At 51.6% G+C, this 16,931-nt stretch carries 16 protein-coding genes; 13 read left to right on the top strand and 3 right to left on the bottom strand.

Going from position 1 to position 16,931, the window contains the following annotated elements; genetic code table 11:
- Positions 1-103: 103 nt before the first annotated feature.
- The 12 genes from BCF53_RS08840 (at position 104) to BCF53_RS08785 (ending at position 11,272) form a co-directional block, all read left to right on the top strand.
- Positions 104-1,816, top strand: coding sequence for a tetratricopeptide repeat protein (locus BCF53_RS08840; RefSeq protein WP_132701364.1), 1,713 nt, complete (start codon positions 104-106; stop codon positions 1,814-1,816).
- Positions 1,813-2,376 carry a lipoprotein insertase outer membrane protein LolB gene (gene lolB / locus BCF53_RS08835; RefSeq protein WP_132701363.1) on the top strand — a complete coding sequence of 188 codons (564 nt, stop codon included), beginning with the start codon at positions 1,813-1,815 and terminating at the stop codon, positions 2,374-2,376. Before BCF53_RS08840 ends, lolB begins: the two co-directional genes overlap by 4 nt.
- A gap of 12 nt (positions 2,377-2,388) precedes the next feature.
- Entirely contained in the window at positions 2,389-3,252 is an 864-nt protein-coding gene (gene ispE, locus BCF53_RS08830; RefSeq protein ID WP_132701362.1) for a 4-(cytidine 5'-diphospho)-2-C-methyl-D-erythritol kinase, read from the top strand.
- Between the two features lie 82 nt (positions 3,253-3,334).
- Positions 3,335-4,261 (top strand): ribose-phosphate pyrophosphokinase, encoded by a 927-nt coding sequence (locus BCF53_RS08825; protein WP_481404355.1) that lies wholly within the window; start codon positions 3,335-3,337, stop codon positions 4,259-4,261.
- A 114-nt stretch (positions 4,262-4,375) separates the two neighbouring features.
- Complete coding sequence (locus BCF53_RS08820) at positions 4,376-4,993, top strand: 50S ribosomal protein L25/general stress protein Ctc (protein ID WP_132701360.1); 618 nt, start codon at positions 4,376-4,378, stop codon at positions 4,991-4,993.
- A 65-nt stretch (positions 4,994-5,058) separates the two neighbouring features.
- Positions 5,059-5,652 carry an aminoacyl-tRNA hydrolase gene (gene pth / locus BCF53_RS08815; protein WP_132701359.1) on the top strand — a complete coding sequence of 198 codons (594 nt, stop codon included), beginning with the start codon at positions 5,059-5,061 and terminating at the stop codon, positions 5,650-5,652.
- 104 nt (positions 5,653-5,756) lie between these two features.
- Positions 5,757-6,848 (top strand): redox-regulated ATPase YchF, encoded by a 1,092-nt coding sequence (gene ychF / locus BCF53_RS08810; RefSeq protein WP_132701358.1) that lies wholly within the window; start codon positions 5,757-5,759, stop codon positions 6,846-6,848.
- A 149-nt stretch (positions 6,849-6,997) separates the two neighbouring features.
- A complete protein-coding gene (locus BCF53_RS08805; RefSeq protein WP_132701357.1) occupies positions 6,998-7,228 on the top strand; it encodes a TIGR02647 family protein in 231 nt (76 codons plus the stop codon).
- A gap of 65 nt (positions 7,229-7,293) precedes the next feature.
- A complete protein-coding gene (locus BCF53_RS08800) occupies positions 7,294-8,433 on the top strand; it encodes a D-alanine--D-alanine ligase (protein WP_243645800.1) in 1,140 nt (379 codons plus the stop codon).
- A 131-nt stretch (positions 8,434-8,564) separates the two neighbouring features.
- Positions 8,565-10,358, top strand: a complete 1,794-nt coding sequence (locus tag BCF53_RS08795; RefSeq protein WP_132701356.1) for a lysophospholipid acyltransferase family protein — start codon at positions 8,565-8,567, stop codon at positions 10,356-10,358.
- Positions 10,309-10,821, top strand: a complete 513-nt coding sequence (locus BCF53_RS08790) for a hypothetical protein (protein WP_132701355.1) — start codon at positions 10,309-10,311, stop codon at positions 10,819-10,821. The genes BCF53_RS08795 and BCF53_RS08790 overlap by 50 nt, the downstream gene beginning before the upstream one ends.
- 1 nt (position 10,822) lies before the next feature.
- Positions 10,823-11,272, top strand: a complete 450-nt coding sequence (locus tag BCF53_RS08785; protein WP_132701354.1) for a YHS domain-containing (seleno)protein — start codon at positions 10,823-10,825, stop codon at positions 11,270-11,272.
- A 38-nt stretch (positions 11,273-11,310) separates the two neighbouring features.
- Here BCF53_RS08785 and BCF53_RS08780 read toward each other — a convergent pair whose 3' ends face one another.
- A complete protein-coding gene (locus tag BCF53_RS08780; RefSeq protein WP_132701353.1) occupies positions 11,311-12,984 on the bottom strand; it encodes a sensor domain-containing diguanylate cyclase in 1,674 nt (557 codons plus the stop codon).
- A 254-nt stretch (positions 12,985-13,238) separates the two neighbouring features.
- Between BCF53_RS08780 and BCF53_RS08775 the strand changes: the two genes are divergently transcribed.
- Positions 13,239-14,087 carry an aldo/keto reductase gene (locus tag BCF53_RS08775; RefSeq protein ID WP_132701352.1) on the top strand — a complete coding sequence of 283 codons (849 nt, stop codon included), beginning with the start codon at positions 13,239-13,241 and terminating at the stop codon, positions 14,085-14,087.
- A gap of 52 nt (positions 14,088-14,139) precedes the next feature.
- Here the strand turns inward: BCF53_RS08775 and BCF53_RS08770 are convergent, their stop codons facing one another.
- The gene (locus BCF53_RS08770) at positions 14,140-15,534 is read right to left on the bottom strand and encodes a GTPase/DUF3482 domain-containing protein (RefSeq protein WP_132701351.1); all 1,395 of its coding nucleotides are present in this window, start codon (positions 15,532-15,534) and stop codon (positions 14,140-14,142) included.
- Positions 15,527-16,834: a DUF2868 domain-containing protein gene (locus BCF53_RS08765; RefSeq protein ID WP_132701350.1), complete on the bottom strand. Its 1,308-nt coding sequence runs from the start codon at positions 16,832-16,834 to the stop codon at positions 15,527-15,529. Before BCF53_RS08765 ends, BCF53_RS08770 begins: the two co-directional genes overlap by 8 nt.
- Between the last annotated feature and the right edge of the window lie 97 nt (positions 16,835-16,931).

The following is a 16,931-nucleotide window of genomic DNA, read 5'->3' as shown; positions in this document are numbered from 1 at the left end:
GACTTTGCTGAAAAAGGGCGATATAGGCTATGCTAATATCCAATCAAATCATTAGATTCGACCCAGTTTTAATAAACACGAACGCCGGTTGAACAGGTACTTTATGCTTCCTAAACGTTTTATTTCTTCACTGCAATTACTTGCGGTCTCTGTGTTTTTTACTTCTTGCGCAACAACGTCCGATAGTCGCTCCCTGACTGAAAATACCACTGAATCTACAGCACGCTCAGAACCCCCGGTTGAACAGCTCAGTGGGGAAAACCTGTTTCAGCTGTTACTCGCTGAAATAGCCACTAACCGCCAGGAACTCGGTGCTGCAGCCGCGCTTTACAGCCAGCTGGGCAAAGACTACAACGATGTTCAGGCACTACAGCGCAGCGTTGTGCTGAACCAGGCGATTGAAAACTACGAAGAAGCTTACATCTCTGCCAGTAAGTGGAACACCTTACGCCCCAATGATGAAACGGCCGTCAGCGCCCTGTCATTATCAGCACTGGCAACCGGCCGGCTTGATGAAAGCAGCGCAGCTCTGAGTAAATGGCTGAGTATTAATCCGGAAGCAGAAACAACGCTGCTGTTGGCCGCCTTCAGTGAAATAGACGCCGACCAGCGCATGAGCTTCAACAACAACCTCGAAGCCCTGCAGCAGCACTACCCTGAAAATGCCAGCCTCTTCTATCTGAGCGCACGGTTAATTTACAGTGATTCGGAAGACGCCCTGGCCCTGACCGATACCGCGTTGGATATCGAACCAACGCTGGAAGCATCTCTGTACAGATTTCAGCTTCTTCAGGATTTAAACCAGATCGATGAAGCAAAACAGCAAATCGAGATGATTCGATCAGACTATCCGCAAAATCGTCAGGTGGCTATTTTACAGGCACGATTCATCTACCAGTATTACCCTGCTGACATCAGCGCACTAGCAAAACTGCACACCCAATTCCCGACTGACCCGATAATTGCCCGCACCTATGCGCGCGCCGCGTTTGATCAGCAACAGTACGATACCGCCAATGCTCTTTACTCTCGGCTGTTATCGCACAGCGAGTTTAACGATGAAGCGCACTATTTTCTGGGCCGCATCGATGTTGCCAATGCCCAACCCGAATCCGCCGCCAGTCACTTCAGTCAAATCGAGCAGGCCCCTTACCTGATTTCCGGCATCGCCGAATGGGTCTCACTCGGCAACATCGAAGACCAGGCGGACATCCTGGCCGCCATAGAGCGCGCGAAACAAATAGATGCCCCCCGCGAGCCAACCTACTGGCGCTTTCAAAGCAATTACTTCCAGCTCACTGAGCAACCTGAATTTGCCTGGCAAGCCCTGGAAGATGGCGTGCAGCGCTTCCCCGATAACATCCCGCTGCTTTACGATCAGGCCATGATGGCTGCTGGCACTGAGCGCGCTATGGTTATGGAGCAAAACCTGCTGCATATTTTGGATCTCGACCCCAGTAACGTGAACGCCCTGAATGCGCTGGGCTACACCTGGGCAGACCTGAGTAAAAACCTCGATGTTGCTCACGACTACATCAATAGAGCCCTTTCCGAAGACAACGAAAACCCCGCCTTTCAGGACTCGAAAGGCTGGGTCCTGTACCGCCTGGGCGAACTGGAAGAAGCATTAGTCTGGCTGCAAAAGGCTTATGCCCAATTCCAGAACGATGAAATTGCCGCCCACGTTGCCGAGGTACTCTGGAAGCTGAACCGCACACAGGAAGCCCGCGGCCTGCTGACCGACATCGAACAGGACTATCCGGGCAGTCACTACATTGACTATCTGAAGCGGCTGTTTGGAGAAGCAACGGAATGAATGCTCTGCGCACCTATGCCGGCCTGCTGTGCCTGACGTTTCTGTTCAGCTGCAGTCAGTTCAGCACCCGGGAAGAGCCGGTATCTGACTGGTCCTTTAAAGGTAAGATGGCGGTTCAGAATGAAACTGAATCCAGCAGTTTCAATATTTATTGGCTGCAACAGGCAGAACAATATCAGATAGAACTCAGCGGCCCGTTCGGGCAAGGCCTAACCACCATTAAAGGTGAGCCGGGCTTAGTGGTTCTTATCCGGGGCGATGACCTGCTCTATTCAGACAGCCTGAGCAACCTGGTGGCCGAAAACACCACGCTCAATTTACCGCTGGACTACCTGCAATACTGGGTGCGTGCATTGCCGGCACCCGGCGTCACCTATCAGGCCAGTCAGAATGAAAGCGGGCAAACCACCGGAATTCTGCAATCCGGCTGGAACGTATCGATCAACGGTTATTTTGATCAATCCGATCACCTGCCTAAAAAACTTAGCTTCGCCAAAGCCAAGCAAAGCGGTAAACTCGTCATCCGCGAATGGCCACAGGCCCCGACTCTAACCGAATAACCAGAGAATACCGTGCAGCCTTTTAACGTTGCTATACCGGCACCTGCCAAACTCAACCTGTTTTTACACATCATCGGCCAGCGGGCCGACGGCTACCACCAACTGCAGACCATCTTTCAACTGCTCGACTATGGCGACACCCTGGAATTCAGCTCGAAAGCATCCGGCGGTATATCGTTAAGCTGCGACAATACAAGCTTGCAAGGCGATGACAACCTGATCATTAAAGCAGCGAAGGCTCTGCAGCAAGCCACCGGCTCAAAGCTCAACGCCCACATACACCTGAACAAAGTACTGCCCATGGGCGGCGGCATCGGCGGCGGCAGCTCAGATTGCGCAACCACCCTGCTGGCACTGAATCAACTGTTCGGGCTGAATTTACCCATGCAGCAGCTACTGGAAATTGGCGCAAAACTGGGGGCCGATGTACCGGTGTTCATTCTCGGCAAAACAGCTTGGGCAGAAGGCATCGGCGAGCAGTTAACCCCCCTGCCGAGAGCCGAGCAGTGGTATCTTGTACTCCACCCGAACCAGCATGTTTCAACGGTGGAACTGTTTAAAAACCCTGATTTGACACGCGACACACCTGTAAGCACAATACGCCCCGCTTTAGCAGACACCGGCCACAACGACTTTGAACCCCTGGTCAGATCCATATATCCAACGGTTGAGCATGCTTTTCAGGCCGCACAACCCTTTGGCCAGCCCCGGCTTACGGGCACCGGTTCATGTCTATTTTTAACGATGCAAGATGAAATGACAGCGCGAAATGTTCTGACCGCCATTGCGCGGCAACACCCAGAGTTTTCTCCTTTTATTGCAAAGGGGGTGTGTTCTTCGCCTGCACACAAAGCGCTTAAAGCACTAGCAACCTAACCCAGTTTTCCGGCTGGGTGCACGTCACTCAGCCTCTCTTAACCACTCATGCCATACAAGGGTATTAAAAGTGTCAAGAATGATGGTATTTACCGGGAACGCCAATCCCGAACTCGCGAAGAAAGTTGTTGATCGTCTGTGCATTCCACTGGGTGAAGCTGCCGTCGGTAAATTCAGCGACGGGGAAGTTTCAATTGATCTGACCGAGAACGTTCGCGGTGCAGATACATTCATCATTCAGTCCACCTGCCAGCCAACCAGTGACAACCTGATGGAGCTGATCTTCATGGCTGATGCCCTGCGCAGAGCCTCCGCCGGTCGTATTACTGCGGTTATCCCCTATTTTGGCTATGCCCGTCAGGACCGCCGTCCGCGCTCATCGCGCACACCCATCTCTGCCAAGGTTGTTGCTGATATGCTGACCGCCGTTGGTTTTGACCGCATCCTGACTGTGGATCTGCACGCTGAGCAGATTCAGGGTTTCTTCAGCATTCCGGTAGACAACATCTATGGCTCACCGATCCTGCTGGATGACATTCAAAAACAAAACTACGAGAACATGGTTATTGTGTCACCGGATGTTGGCGGCGTCGTTCGTGCTCGTGCTATTGCTAAACAGCTGGGTGTTGAACTGGCCATCATTGATAAGCGCCGACCGAAAGCCAACCAGGCTCAGGTTATGCACATCATTGGTGATGTTAAAAATCGAACCTGCATTCTGGTTGATGATATGGTCGATACGGCGGGCACACTCAGCCAGGCCGCTGAAGCCCTGCTTCAGTTTGGCGCCAACAAAGTGGTTTGCTACGCGACCCACCCGGTACTCAGTGGCCCGGCCGTAGACCGCCTGAATAACTCGCCTATCGAGCTGGTATGTACAGATACCATTCCGCTCTCGCCGGAGGCAAAAAACTGTGATAAGATCCGCCAGCTTTCAATGGCAGGGGTACTCGCAGAGGCCATCCGCCGTGTAAGCAACGAAGAGTCCATCAGTGCAATGTTCCGCTAGTTCGGAGCCATTTCACCCCAGTTAGCGCATTTTCAGCGCAACTTTATCAGGTCTCATTTTTAAGAAAAGCAGCATTGGTCGCAAATGCTGCTCGTTTATTTTGGAGCAAGAAAAATGTCTGGAACTTTTGAAATTAAAGCCGTTGTTCGCGAAGAGCATGGGAAAGGTGCGAGCCGCCGCCTGCGTCGTGAACAGAAAGTACCTGCTGTTATCTACGGCGGTACTGACAAGCCACAGAGCCTGTCTCTGGAACTGCGTGAACTGGTTAAAGCACTGGAGAACGAAGCGTTCTATTCTCACGTCCTGGATGTGAAGATTGGTGACAACACTGAAAAGGCCATCATCATGGACCTTCAGCGTCACCCAGCAACTGGCGTTCCAATGCACATCGACTTCGAACGTGTAAGCAAGTCGACTATCATTCACAAGCGCATTCCTCTGCACTTCATCAACGAAGAAGTTGTTGCTAAAACCGGTGCTAACATTCAGCACGTTGCTTCTGAAGTAGAAGTAACCTGCAGTGCTGATAACCTGCCGGAATTCATCGAAGTTGACGTTGCAAAACTGACTGCTGGTAGCGTAATTCACCTGTCTGAACTGGATCTGCCTGAAGGCGTAACTCTGGTTGAACTGAACAAGGGTGAATCTCACGATGCACCAGTTGTTTCTGTTGTTAGCGCCAATGCCGGTGCCGACGAAGCAGAAGAAGAAACTGAAGAAGCTTCTGAATAATTTATTTGGACAGCTTTAGTTAAAGGGCCTGAACAGGCCCTTTTTACGTTATGGCAAAACAAACTATGAAAGATCCGATTCAATTAATCGTAGGTTTAGGCAACCCGGGTGGTCAGTACCACCAGACGCGCCATAATGCCGGATTCGACTTTGTTGATGAGCTGGCAAGCCGCTACTCTGGCTTCTGGAAGGCAGACCCGAAATACAAAGCTGAAATTTGCTCCATTACTATCAGTGGCGAAAAAATCTGGTTAATGAAGCCGATGACCTTTATGAATCGCAGTGGCCAGTCTGTTGCCCCATTCGCCAACTTTTTCAAAATACCTGTCGCTGAAATTCTGGTTGCGCATGACGAACTGGATATCGATGCAGGAACCGCACGACTCAAAAAGGGCGGCGGCCACGGTGGGCACAACGGTCTGCGCGACATCATCGCAAGCCTCGGTAACAACAGAGATTTTTACCGCCTGCGCTTAGGCATCGGGCATCCCGGTCATTCATCTGAAGTAGTGAACTACGTTTTGCGCAAAGCGCCTGCAGATGAATACAGTAGCCTTGCCAGGGCAATGGATTGTGCGATCGACCAGCTACCGCTTGTCATCAGTGGCGATTGGGCAAAGGCCATGAATAAATTACACAGTTTTAAACTGGAATCCTGAAGCTCGGGTGCAGCTTCAGATTCAAAGAAACCTAAATCAAAACCGTTTTAAATTTTATTAGCAGCCTGACGGCTGTTATCTACGAGACATCAGGAGAACTGAACATGGGTATTAAATGCGGTATTGTCGGCTTGCCAAACGTTGGCAAATCCACGCTGTTTAATGCATTAACACAAGCTGGCATCGATGCGGAAAACTTCCCTTTCTGCACGATCGAACCCAATACCGGTGTAGTTCCTGTCCCTGATCCTCGTCAGGATGCGATTGCAACCATTGTTAAGCCGGAAAAGACCATCCCGACCACTATGGAATTTGTCGACATTGCCGGCCTGGTGGCCGGTGCGGCTAACGGTGAAGGCCTGGGTAACAAATTCCTGCACAACATCCGCGAAACTGACGCCATTGCTCATGTGGTTCGCTGCTTCGATAACGATAACGTCATTCACGTTGCCAACAAGGTTGATCCATTGGCCGATATTGAGGTGATCAATACCGAACTGGCCCTGGCAGATCTGGACAGCGTTGATAAACAGCTCGTTAAGCTGCTGAAGAAGGCAAAAGGTCAGGATAAAGAAGCCAAGCGCCATGCTGATCTGCTGGAAAAAATCAAACCTCACCTGGATGAAGCCAAGCCGGTACGCTCGGTTGAACTGACCGATGATGAAAAGAAAGACCTGGCGCAATTCCAGCTGCTGACAACCAAGCCGACGCTCTATATCGCCAACGTTAATGAAGACGGCTTCGAAGATAACCCTTACCTGGACCGCGTGCGTGAAATCGCTGCCTCGGAAAACGCCGAAGTTGTGGTTATCTGCAACAAGCTGGAAAGCGAAATTGCTGAACTGGACGATGACGAGAAAACAGAATTCCTGGCAGATCTGGGCATGGAAGAGCCGGGTCTGAACCGTGTTATCCGTGCCGCCTACAGGCTTTTGGGCCTGCAGACGTTCTTTACCGCCGGGGTAAAAGAGGTGCGTGCCTGGACCGTTAAAATCGGTGCGACCGCCCCTAACGCTGCCGGTGTGATTCATACCGACTTTGAAAAAGGCTTCATCCGTTCAGAGACTATCTCGTATGAAGACTTCATCAAATACAACGGTGAAGCCGGTGCCAAAGAAGCCGGCCGCTGGCGCCTGGAAGGTAAAGAATACATCGTTCAGGACGGCGATGTTATGCACTTCCGCTTTAACGTCTAAGCACCCCAAAAAACTCTTTAAAAGGCTCCAGTTGGGGCCTTTTTTACGCACGCCCGATGTAAATCAACTTTTATCATCAACTCAATCTATACTCTTGATATAGAGTTTCACGCCAACACTCAAAACAACAAAAATCAGAAGAGAAAATTATGACAATCAGCACCCAAATGTTCGATGAAATAAACCTGCTGCTTCAGTTTCCAAGCGACAGCATGATGAGCGGCATTAAAATCCACCACGATGCGGCACCTGAAACCATAGAGGCTGCAAAACGACTTTTTGACAAAGGATTAATCAGCGCCGACGATGGCGGCTACCTGACTGACGCCGGCATAGAACTGGTCGAACACGCTCAAATCCTCAATTCTGCTCTGAGATAAGCCCACCCTTCTTACCGCTCGGGAACTTTCCTGAGCGGCTGCAGTCTATGTTCTCAACAACACAAATGAGAGCAGCACTTACCATGCAGAGCCAAAAACTAACGCCCCAACAGTGCTATGTCAGCCCGGGCATGCCCCCTCTGAAACTAGGCAAAACCACTTCCTTTTTTGAATTCTGGCCCAGCTGGCTAACCTACATTCCGGTTGCCCTGCAATGGCTGGCACTGTCAGTACGATACCGCTCTCTGACACTGCCGTTAATCGCCAACCCTCAATTGCCACTGTCTGGCATGGTCGGCATCGGTAAGAGTGAACTGCTGCAACAGGCCAGCGGAGAGCTCGAACATACCATTCTGCCCTGGTTTGCGGTTGAAAAAACGGAGTTGCCTTTGGCAACCCAGGTAGCGGCGATCAAAGATCAGATAGACGCTGCCGGCTTCACCTACCCGCTGGTTTGCAAACCAGATATTGGCTGCCGCGGTGTTGGCGTCAAGCTCATTAAGAACGACAACGAACTGATGGTGAACTTCAATCTGTACCCTGCCAGCTCAAAGATGGTTGTGCAGAAACTGGCCGATTTCGAGCCGGAAGCCGGCATCTTCTTTACCCGAAATCCGGATGAAAGCCAGGGCAAGATCATCTCATTGGCACTGAAGTACACGCCCTATGTGATCGGCGATGGTCGTAAAACCCTGGCCGAACTCATCGCCAGCGATGAGCGTGCAGGTACGCTCACACACCTGTACCAATCCCGCCACAAAGCCAACTGGCATAACGTTATTCCAGCCGGCGAGCCCTACCGTCTGGTGTTTTCTGCCAGCCATTCCAAAGGCGCCATCTTCAGAGATGCCAACAACCTGATTACAGAGCAGCTCAACGCTAAGCTGACGTCACTGATGTCTGACCTGCCGGATTTTCACTACGGCCGGCTCGATGTGAAATTTAAGGATGTTGAATCACTCGGTAAGGGTGAAAACATCCAGATTGTTGAAATTAACACCGCCAGCTCTGAACCGCTGCACATCTGGGACAGCAATACCTCGCTGCGCAGCGCCATGAGTGCGTTGTTGTACCAGTACAAACTGCTCTTTCAGTATGGCGATGCCAATCGGACCCGTGGGTTTAAACCACCGTCGATCCGTAAGCTGATCCGCCACTGGCGGCTGGAGCAAAAACTCTCTTCCTACTACGCCGAAACCGACTGAATGCCGTTATTTTACTGCAACCTCAATCGCATCGGCCTGTAACAAACGCAACGTAACCTGATGCGTTAAACCACCCGATATTGATCTACACAACTCGGCCGTAAAACGGCCGATTGCAGAGGCAGAGCCTTATGACTTCACCCGCAAGCAACCCTTTTAAGCTCCCTATCCAACCCACCTGGCTGGCAAATACGGCCGAGGCCATGCTCGGATTAAAGCCCTTAGCCCAAGCCTATGAAGCCAGACCCGAACAAGGCAGCGTTGAGGGCTTTCTTGACTATACACTTTCGGCACTGGGCTGCACCGTTCGGCTGGACGGCAAAGCGCTGGAAGAAGTGATCCCGGAAAGCGGGCCTGTGATTGTGGTTGCCAACCACCCTTTCGGGGGCATTGAAGGGGTTGCACTTACCCGCGCATTGCTGGCGGTTCGCCCTGATACCAAGGTGCTGACCAACCAACTGCTGTCTCTCATTCCTGAACTGAAAGAAACCTTTCTGGGCGTGGATGTGCTGGGTAAAAAAACGGCGCACAAGAACACCGCCGGCGTCCGGGCAGCGCACAATCATTTGCAACAGGGTAACCTGCTGCTGGTCTTCCCCGCCGGACAGGTAAGCTCGCGCAGCTGGAACAATCTTCAGGTTCAGGACAGGGAATGGAATTCTATGGTTGGCCGACTGGCTCAAAAGCACGAAGCCACCTGCATTCCGGTCTATGTTCATGGCCAGAACCCCGAATATTTCCAGTTAGCGGGGCTTGTTCACAAAAGACTGCGCACTGCACTGCTGCCGCGCCAACTCAGTAATAAGGCCGGCCGTGCTATTCGAATGACCGTGGGCGAAGCCATAACCCGACGCGACTACGCCCAACTGGAATCCTCAAAAACCGTGACCGATCTGCTGCGTATGTCGACTTACTTGCTCGCCAACACCGCCGGCAACACGGCCAAGCCGCCACTTCAAAAGCTGGAGCAAAGCAACAGATACCCGTTGCAGGAAATCACCCGCGAGCTTGCCGGGTTAGCCCCCTATAAGCTGCTGACCAAAGGCAGCTTCGATGTTTACTGCGCGCCCTATGAAAAACTAAATAAGGTTTTCGATCTTATCTGCATTGCCCGCGAGCAAACCTTCCGCGCCGTTGGCGAAGGCACCGGCAATGATATGGATACCGATCAGTACGACCCCTACTACGAGCATCTGTTCATCTGGGATACCGAGCAAAACGCCATCGTTGGCGGTTACCGTATTGGCAGAACAGACAGAATTGTTGAGCAACAGGGTGTGAACGGTTTATACAGCCGAAGTCTGTACAAATACGATGAGCGCTTCCTGAATGATGTTGGCAGCGCACTGGAGATGGGCCGCTCCTTCATCACCGAACACTATCAACGACACCCCGCCGCACTGGATTCACTGTGGCGCGGCATTGGCCACTATGTTGTTAAACATCCGCACTACAAAACTCTGTTTGGCTGCGTGAGTATTTCGTCCGCTCATTCAAAGATGGCCAGGGCGTTTATTTCCGATGCCATGATGGAAAGCTTTCAGGCTGAGCAAAAATTTCTGGAGAATGTGAAACCAATTGTGCCACTGCGGGTCAGAGGTAAAGTGTGGACCGGTACCATGCTGGCCTCGATAAAAGACATCAGTGTCTTTAACAAACTCGTTGGTCAGTGTGATCCAGGAAAAACGATACCGGTCCTGTTACGTCACTACCTTGCCCTGAACGGACGCTTTGTTGGATTCTCGGTTAACCGGGGTTTCAACGACTCATTGGACGGCCTGATTATGGTGGATTTAACCAGCATGCCCGACCGATACCTGAAGCGCTATCTGGGCAAGGAAGGTGCAACCAGCTTTTTAGAGTACTGGAAGGACTATGACCAATCTTTGCCAAGCGAACATCGAAGTTCTAAATCAACTTATTGATCTGATTCAGTGCTGTGATGAAAATTACAGCACAAAAAACGGCCCGGTAGCCTCCATTGGTGAACATACCCGCCACATTCTCGATCACTACCGTGCCGTTAAGATAGGCATCAGCAACGACTGCATCAATTACAATTTGCGAACCCGCGACAGTGACGAAGAATCCGATGCGCTGATTGCGGAATCGCAAATTAACAGCCTGATAGTCTGGCTAAGCAACCTTGAATACAAATCCAAACCCATCGAGCTCGTTTCTGAAATCAGTGTGAATGCGACCCTCAACGAAACACTGGCATCGAGCCTTGAGCGTGAACTGCTTTACCTGATCAACCATTCAATACACCACCTGGCATACGCGGCTTTAGCTGCGAAAACACTGGGTATTTCAGTACCGAATCACATTGGCGTTGCTCCCAGCACCGCAACCTACCGACGCAACCATCAACACAAAGAGGCCTGTTAACATGACCGTTCGCCAACTTTTTATTTCTGTTTTCTTAACGCTGGCAGTGGCCGCTCAGGCCGTTGCTCTGGATGCTATCTACACGCCGTGGAACAACAACCTGGCCATTCGCGGCTACGACCCGGTTGCCTATTTTACTGAAAATGCGGCCGTAGAAGGCAGCAAGCAATTTGAGTATGAATGGCAGGGAGCCGACTGGCGTTTTTCCAGTGAAGAACACCTGAACTTGTTCGTCAGCAACCCGGAAATGTACGCACCACAATACGGTGGCTATTGTGCCTGGGCGGTAGCGCATGGCAAAACTGCAAGCATTGAACCGGAACAGTTTTCCGTGATTGACGGCAAGCTCTATCTGAACTACAACGCGAAGATTCAGGAAAAATGGAAAGTAGATACCAGCAAATACATTGAACTGGCTGACGAAAACTGGCCGAAGTTATTGCAGGAATAAAACCTCACCGCAAGCAAGCCCGGCACTCCGGGTTTGCGTTACTGGGCACTCACCCTAACGCAGTTTCTGCCGAGCGCCTTCGCTTCATAGAGTGCCAGATCTGCCCTGTGCACCCAGTCTTTCAACGACTCACCAACCTTATAGCTGCTAACGCCTGCACTCACCGTAACCTGCTTTAAAGGCCCAAAGGCTTCGCCGGCAATTTTTTCACGCAGAGACTCCGCTATATTTTGCGCGACATCGAGATTGGCTTCAGCAATCAAAATAATGAATTCTTCACCACCCCAGCGACAGACGACATTTTCTTTGCGTGTGTAACGCATCAGCAGGTGCGCCATACGCGATAAAACCGTATCACCAACATCATGACCATAGTTGTCGTTAATATTTTTGAAGTGATCGATGTCGATGACAATCAGCGAGGCCGGACTGTCGTGACGGGCAGCACGGGACATTTCTTTTTCAGCAAACACGTTGAAGGCACGACGGTTGTATAGCTCCGTCAACGGGTCCTTGGAGGCAATTTCTTCCAGAATAGTATTTTTTTCTTTCAGAGCCTGATTGGTCTGTTCCAGTTCACTGTAGGCGGTATTGAGCTCCTGAGTTCTCGCCTCCACCATCGCTTCCAGATTGTGGGCATGCTCATCCAGTGCTGTAATGGTTTCATTAAATGCGCGCGAAAGCTGGCCTATTTCATCCTCAGACTGGTTCAGGTTAATGGGCTGATAATGCCCGTTGACGGAGTTTTTTACCTGCTGTGTCAGTTCCGTAATGGGCCGGGTAATGCGACTGGTGATCTTCATGACCACCAGTAAAAAAATAACCATCAGGATAGCCGAAGCGCCCAGTACATTAGCGAGAATATTACCTATATCTGCAAAGATTACGTCCTTTCTGGTGGTAATAAACAGCGTCCAACCTGGCACATTGCCAATTTCTGCAAAGGTCACGATCTTCGATTCGCCGCTGTTTGCATCATAGTATTCACCGTAACCGGTTGCCTCGGTTAGGGTTTTGTTACCAATGACCGTTAAACCGGAATACCCTAATTCATCCGCCGCAAACACATTAGCTTTCAGAATCAGGCTTTCATCCGGATGGGCGATTACATCGCCCTGCTCCTCGGTCAACCAGGCATAGCTGCCTTCACCCAATTGGATCGCAGACAGCCGTTCGCTCAGGTATTCCAGCGTTAAAGCTGCCAGCACCTCGCCTTGCCATTCACCCTGATCATTCAGAACCGGGACACCAATAGAAATAATAGGCTTGTTGGTATAACGCCCTAAAATAGGAGGCGTGACATGAAACTCCTGCGTGTACCAACGTTCATCATCCAGGAATGAGCGGTCGAGGGCGGATTCTGTAACCCCGTTGTAATCCGTAATATTAAAGTCTTCATCAACATAGGCCGCATGCAGAAAGCCCACCTGCTCCAGCTGCATCAGCGTCGCCAGGTGCTTAATAATGAGCGCCATGTCACCATCGGATTCGGTAATTTGGCTGCGTACAGCCTGAAGTGCGGTCACCCGGGTGCGGATCTCACTGCTGATAAGGTCGGCATGCAGCCGGGACAATGCCGTGGAGTTTTCCAGCGCCAGTCTGGCCAGCTCCTGACGCTCAGTCAGGTAGGCAACCCCCATTAGCGTGACAGTAAAAGCGATGGTTATCAGTGAGTAACCCAGCAAAAATTTTGATTTGATGTTTTTTAACATGCAACTGAAACGTCAAGAACGGTAATGGCAACTATAGTAGCAGCTTATTGCCTGTCTGATTGCCCGTAAAAAACAGCAGCGGCCAAAATGACCCGTTTTAACCGCTAAAGCGTGCGCTGGTACTCAGGCTGTCACGCTTTTGAATCTGCAATAAATTCGTATTCTGTACAGGAAGCCCTGTTTGCTGCAGACCAGATATATTAGAGTGCTGCAACAGCGATACTGATAAGTCATCATAAAAAGAGAGGTAAGCAATGAGCATCAACTCCACCTACAAACTCAATAACAACGTCGAAATACCCAAGCTCGGCTACGGAACCTTCCAAACACCAGACGATGACTCCGGTGCAGAGGCCATCGCGAAGGCCATTGAAATAGGCTATCGCCATATTGATACCGCACAAAGCTACCGCAACGAAGAAAGTGTCGGCAAAGCCATTAAGCTGGCCGGCGTTGACCGTAAAGAGCTGTTCATCACCACCAAGATTGCCAACGCCATCGATGGCTACGACAACACCATTCAGTCTCTGGATGAATCCCTGGAAAAGCTCGGCGTCGACTACCTTGACCTGGTGCTCATTCATTGGCCCAGCCCGCAGCGATTCCGCGATCACTGGCAACAGCGCAACCGCGAAGTCTGGCGCGCCATGGAAAGCTATTACCAGCAGGGAAAAATCAGGGCCATTGGCATCAGTAACTTCCGCACCCACCACATCAACGAGCTGTTAAAAACGGCCACCATAAAACCAGCCGTGCATCAGATTCGTCTTTGTCCGGGTGATGTGGATGCTCAAACAGTAGAAATCAGCCGTCAGCACGACATGCTTCTTGAAGCCTACAGTCCACTGGCTCAGGGTTTGATTTTCAAAGTTGATGAAATCCAGGCCATTGCCGATAAGTACAGTAAAAATGCCGCCCAGGTGTGCTTGCGCTGGAGTCTGCAGATGGGCTTTTTGCCGCTGCCTAAGAGCGTAACAGTAGAAAGAATGCAGGCGAATATGGATATTTTTGATTTCGAACTGACCGTTGATGAACTCAACCTGCTGACCAATCTGACGGGCAAATGCGGTGAATCAAAAGATCCCGACACCGTACCCTTCTAACGACGCGTACCGCTAACTCAACGCCCGGCAATCAAATTGTTCCGCCGGGCCATTAATCGGGCTTATCAAAAGCCACCAGGTCAATAATGTAGCGCTTCAACCGCTCGGTTTCTTCAAACGACAGCCCCTTGTGCAAGCGCTGCAGCAAGCGCGTGAGCTTCACCTGATCGACCTTACTTAACTGATTAAAGCGCTCTGAAAAATCCAGACCACTGACCACCACCACGCGCCGATCGGCGTGTGTTTTTCTTGATACCTGAGCCAGCAACTCTACCGCCCGACCAAACAGAACAAACAGAAAACTGATGTCTTTAATTGGCCCGGCAACCAGTTGCTGCCCGCCCAGCGGCATGCCTTTCAGCTTCAAGCGCTCAGGCTTGAGCGTGGCATAAAGGGTGGCGGCGCCAGAGAGCACACCGCCGGCCACGGCACCGGCCATCAGTGAACTGCCACCGACACCGACATCGATGGCCACACCGGCTGCGGCACCGGCGGAGGCCGCCAAGCCCACCAGCTTGGTACGGTCGAGGCCAAACAGATACCAACTCTTGCGGTCGAACAGATCCGGGTAGTCGACCTCCAGCGTTTCGTTTTCCAGCTGCAACTGATGGTGCGAATACAGCTCACAGACATGCTGCTGCATTTGCTTTTCCTGGCTGCGTATCCCGGCTTCATATTGATGACGCAGGCCATATTTAGCGGCCGAATCCACGTGCTCCGACACAATAGGCAGCTTTGACTGATACTGCGCCATCTGCTGCAGGGCTTCGGCAATCATTTGCCCGCCCTGCCGCTGCAGGTCATTCAAATGAAAAGCCAAGAGTTGCTGAGCCTGCTCCAGACTCGTGCGCCACGGCTCATGTAACTCGGCAAAGGCAGACAGAATCTGCCGTTGTTTATCGCCATCTGCCGTCATCGGGTTAAACACCCGAACCACGCTGAAAAACTGGCTCAATGCAGCCTGCCATTGCTCCACATAATGCTCGCCGCCAATCGGATTGATCAGTGCCATGCGCGGCTGCCCCGTCCACTGCAGGATGGTCATTTCGGCCTCATACTCCGGCGAATACGGCACCGAGCCATCAACGACATAAACGATGCCTGCACCGTTGACTATCGGCTCCAGCAGTTCGGCTTCATCTTTAAATTTATGATTTCCATCGGGGGCGTATTGATGCAGAAACGCCTGTACCGTCTGTCTCCGTTGCGAGGCATCCTGGGTTTGCGCCTGCAGAATTTCGAGCACCTGACGCGGCCGTTGAAACCCGGGAGTATCCACCAGCTGATACAGCTCTTTGCCATCGACCATCATCGAAAAACTTTGCGATTGCGTCGTGGTTCCGGAAAGCTCGGAAACCGCAACGGCATCCTGACGCACCAGGGTTGAAACGATGCTGGACTTACCCTTATTCGGGTGCCCGACCACAGCGAGCTTTGGGCTAGTCATGCTGTAACTCCGTAACCTTGAGCATTTCTAATGTATGCTGATGAACAAAATACTGCCAGGAGCGCAGGGCTCCGGAATTTGTATCGCCGTTAACCTCCGGCAGCAGACCCACACTGACGCTATGGCCCTGTGCCTGCATCAGCTCAATGCAATCAGCCAATTCCCCGGTAGGGGTTTGCCGGGCGTCAACCACGATCACGATAGGCTGCTGCACCGTGGCGGCGGTTTCTTCTACCCACTGCACATCCTGTTGCCAGCTGTTCAGACCCAATTGGTAAACCACAGCCTTGTTCTGAAGAGCGTTTTGCCAGCCAATCAGGCAGTAATCTTTTGAGCCGACGCTGATGGTTTTCGTACCCTGTTCTTCGGCAACAGCTTCATTCACCGCCGCTGCAGCTTCCGTTGTCACCCGCTGACAGCCATTCAGGAAGCGCTCTACTTCTCCGGAGTTACTGATATCGTTGCTCAGCGCTTTGCGGAACCTTGCCGCCAGCCACTGCTGCAGCAGCAAACGCGGCAACACTCCATAAAACAGCACCGCCATGACCACCGTCGGCCACCAGACCCGCCCTGCACTGGCCACGCTGATCCCCTGATTCTGAAAAAAGCGGGTGGCCGATATGGTTTCATCAGCCGGTAACGACACCAGCATATTCCAGGGCGCGGTAAACAGCTTAAAAAAGCTCACCATGGTTGCCGTGTCTTCAATCAGCGTGGAAGACCAGCCAAAGGATATATCGCGGAACAGCGCCACCAGAAAGAAACCGGCAAGCGCACCCACATTAAACAGTAACGCCAGCGATTGAGACTGCCAGAGACTCCAGCTAACCATCAGCCGGCTATAGGGCAGCCATTGCTCCGGCAGCCGCAGTACTTTGACGACCAGCCCGACCCTCCCGGAATGAGCGGAGCGATAGCTTCGCTGCAACAGTGAGCCAAGCGCAGCAAAGAGCGTTAACAGCAACGGCAGGACGGCAAACAGCCCGAATATCAGCCAGAGATTAACCGGCTCATGGCCGGAATAACTCAACGCGCCAATCATCGCACCACTGCCTGCCAGCAGAGCAATAATGTTCAGTATCACCCAAATTAACGAATGCAGCTCGGCTTCCGCACTGTGGTCTGACCAGTTCTGCAGGGTATCGCGCACGGTCAGTCCGGGTTGCCTGCAATCTTCCGGCAACCGGGATTGCCAGCCCGAATCGGATAAAAAAACACGGAACTGCAGCCAAGTGAACAATGCGCGTGACGCACCAAAGCGATAGAAAAAGGATAGAGATTCAGAAACGGAGGTTTGCAAAGGTAAGCCCGTAACAACGATATTTCGGGTAGTTTGAGCGAATTAGTGAAGTTAATCAAAGCCTGCAGAGCGTGATGATTCCGCAGGCTGGGTAATT

This window comes from Reinekea marinisedimentorum, from assembly GCF_004341165.1.
GTDB lineage: Bacteria > Pseudomonadota > Gammaproteobacteria > Pseudomonadales > Natronospirillaceae > Reinekea > Reinekea marinisedimentorum.
The sequence above is the reverse complement of the archived record's forward strand: the minus strand, read 5'-3'. Positions and strand labels throughout refer to the sequence as shown.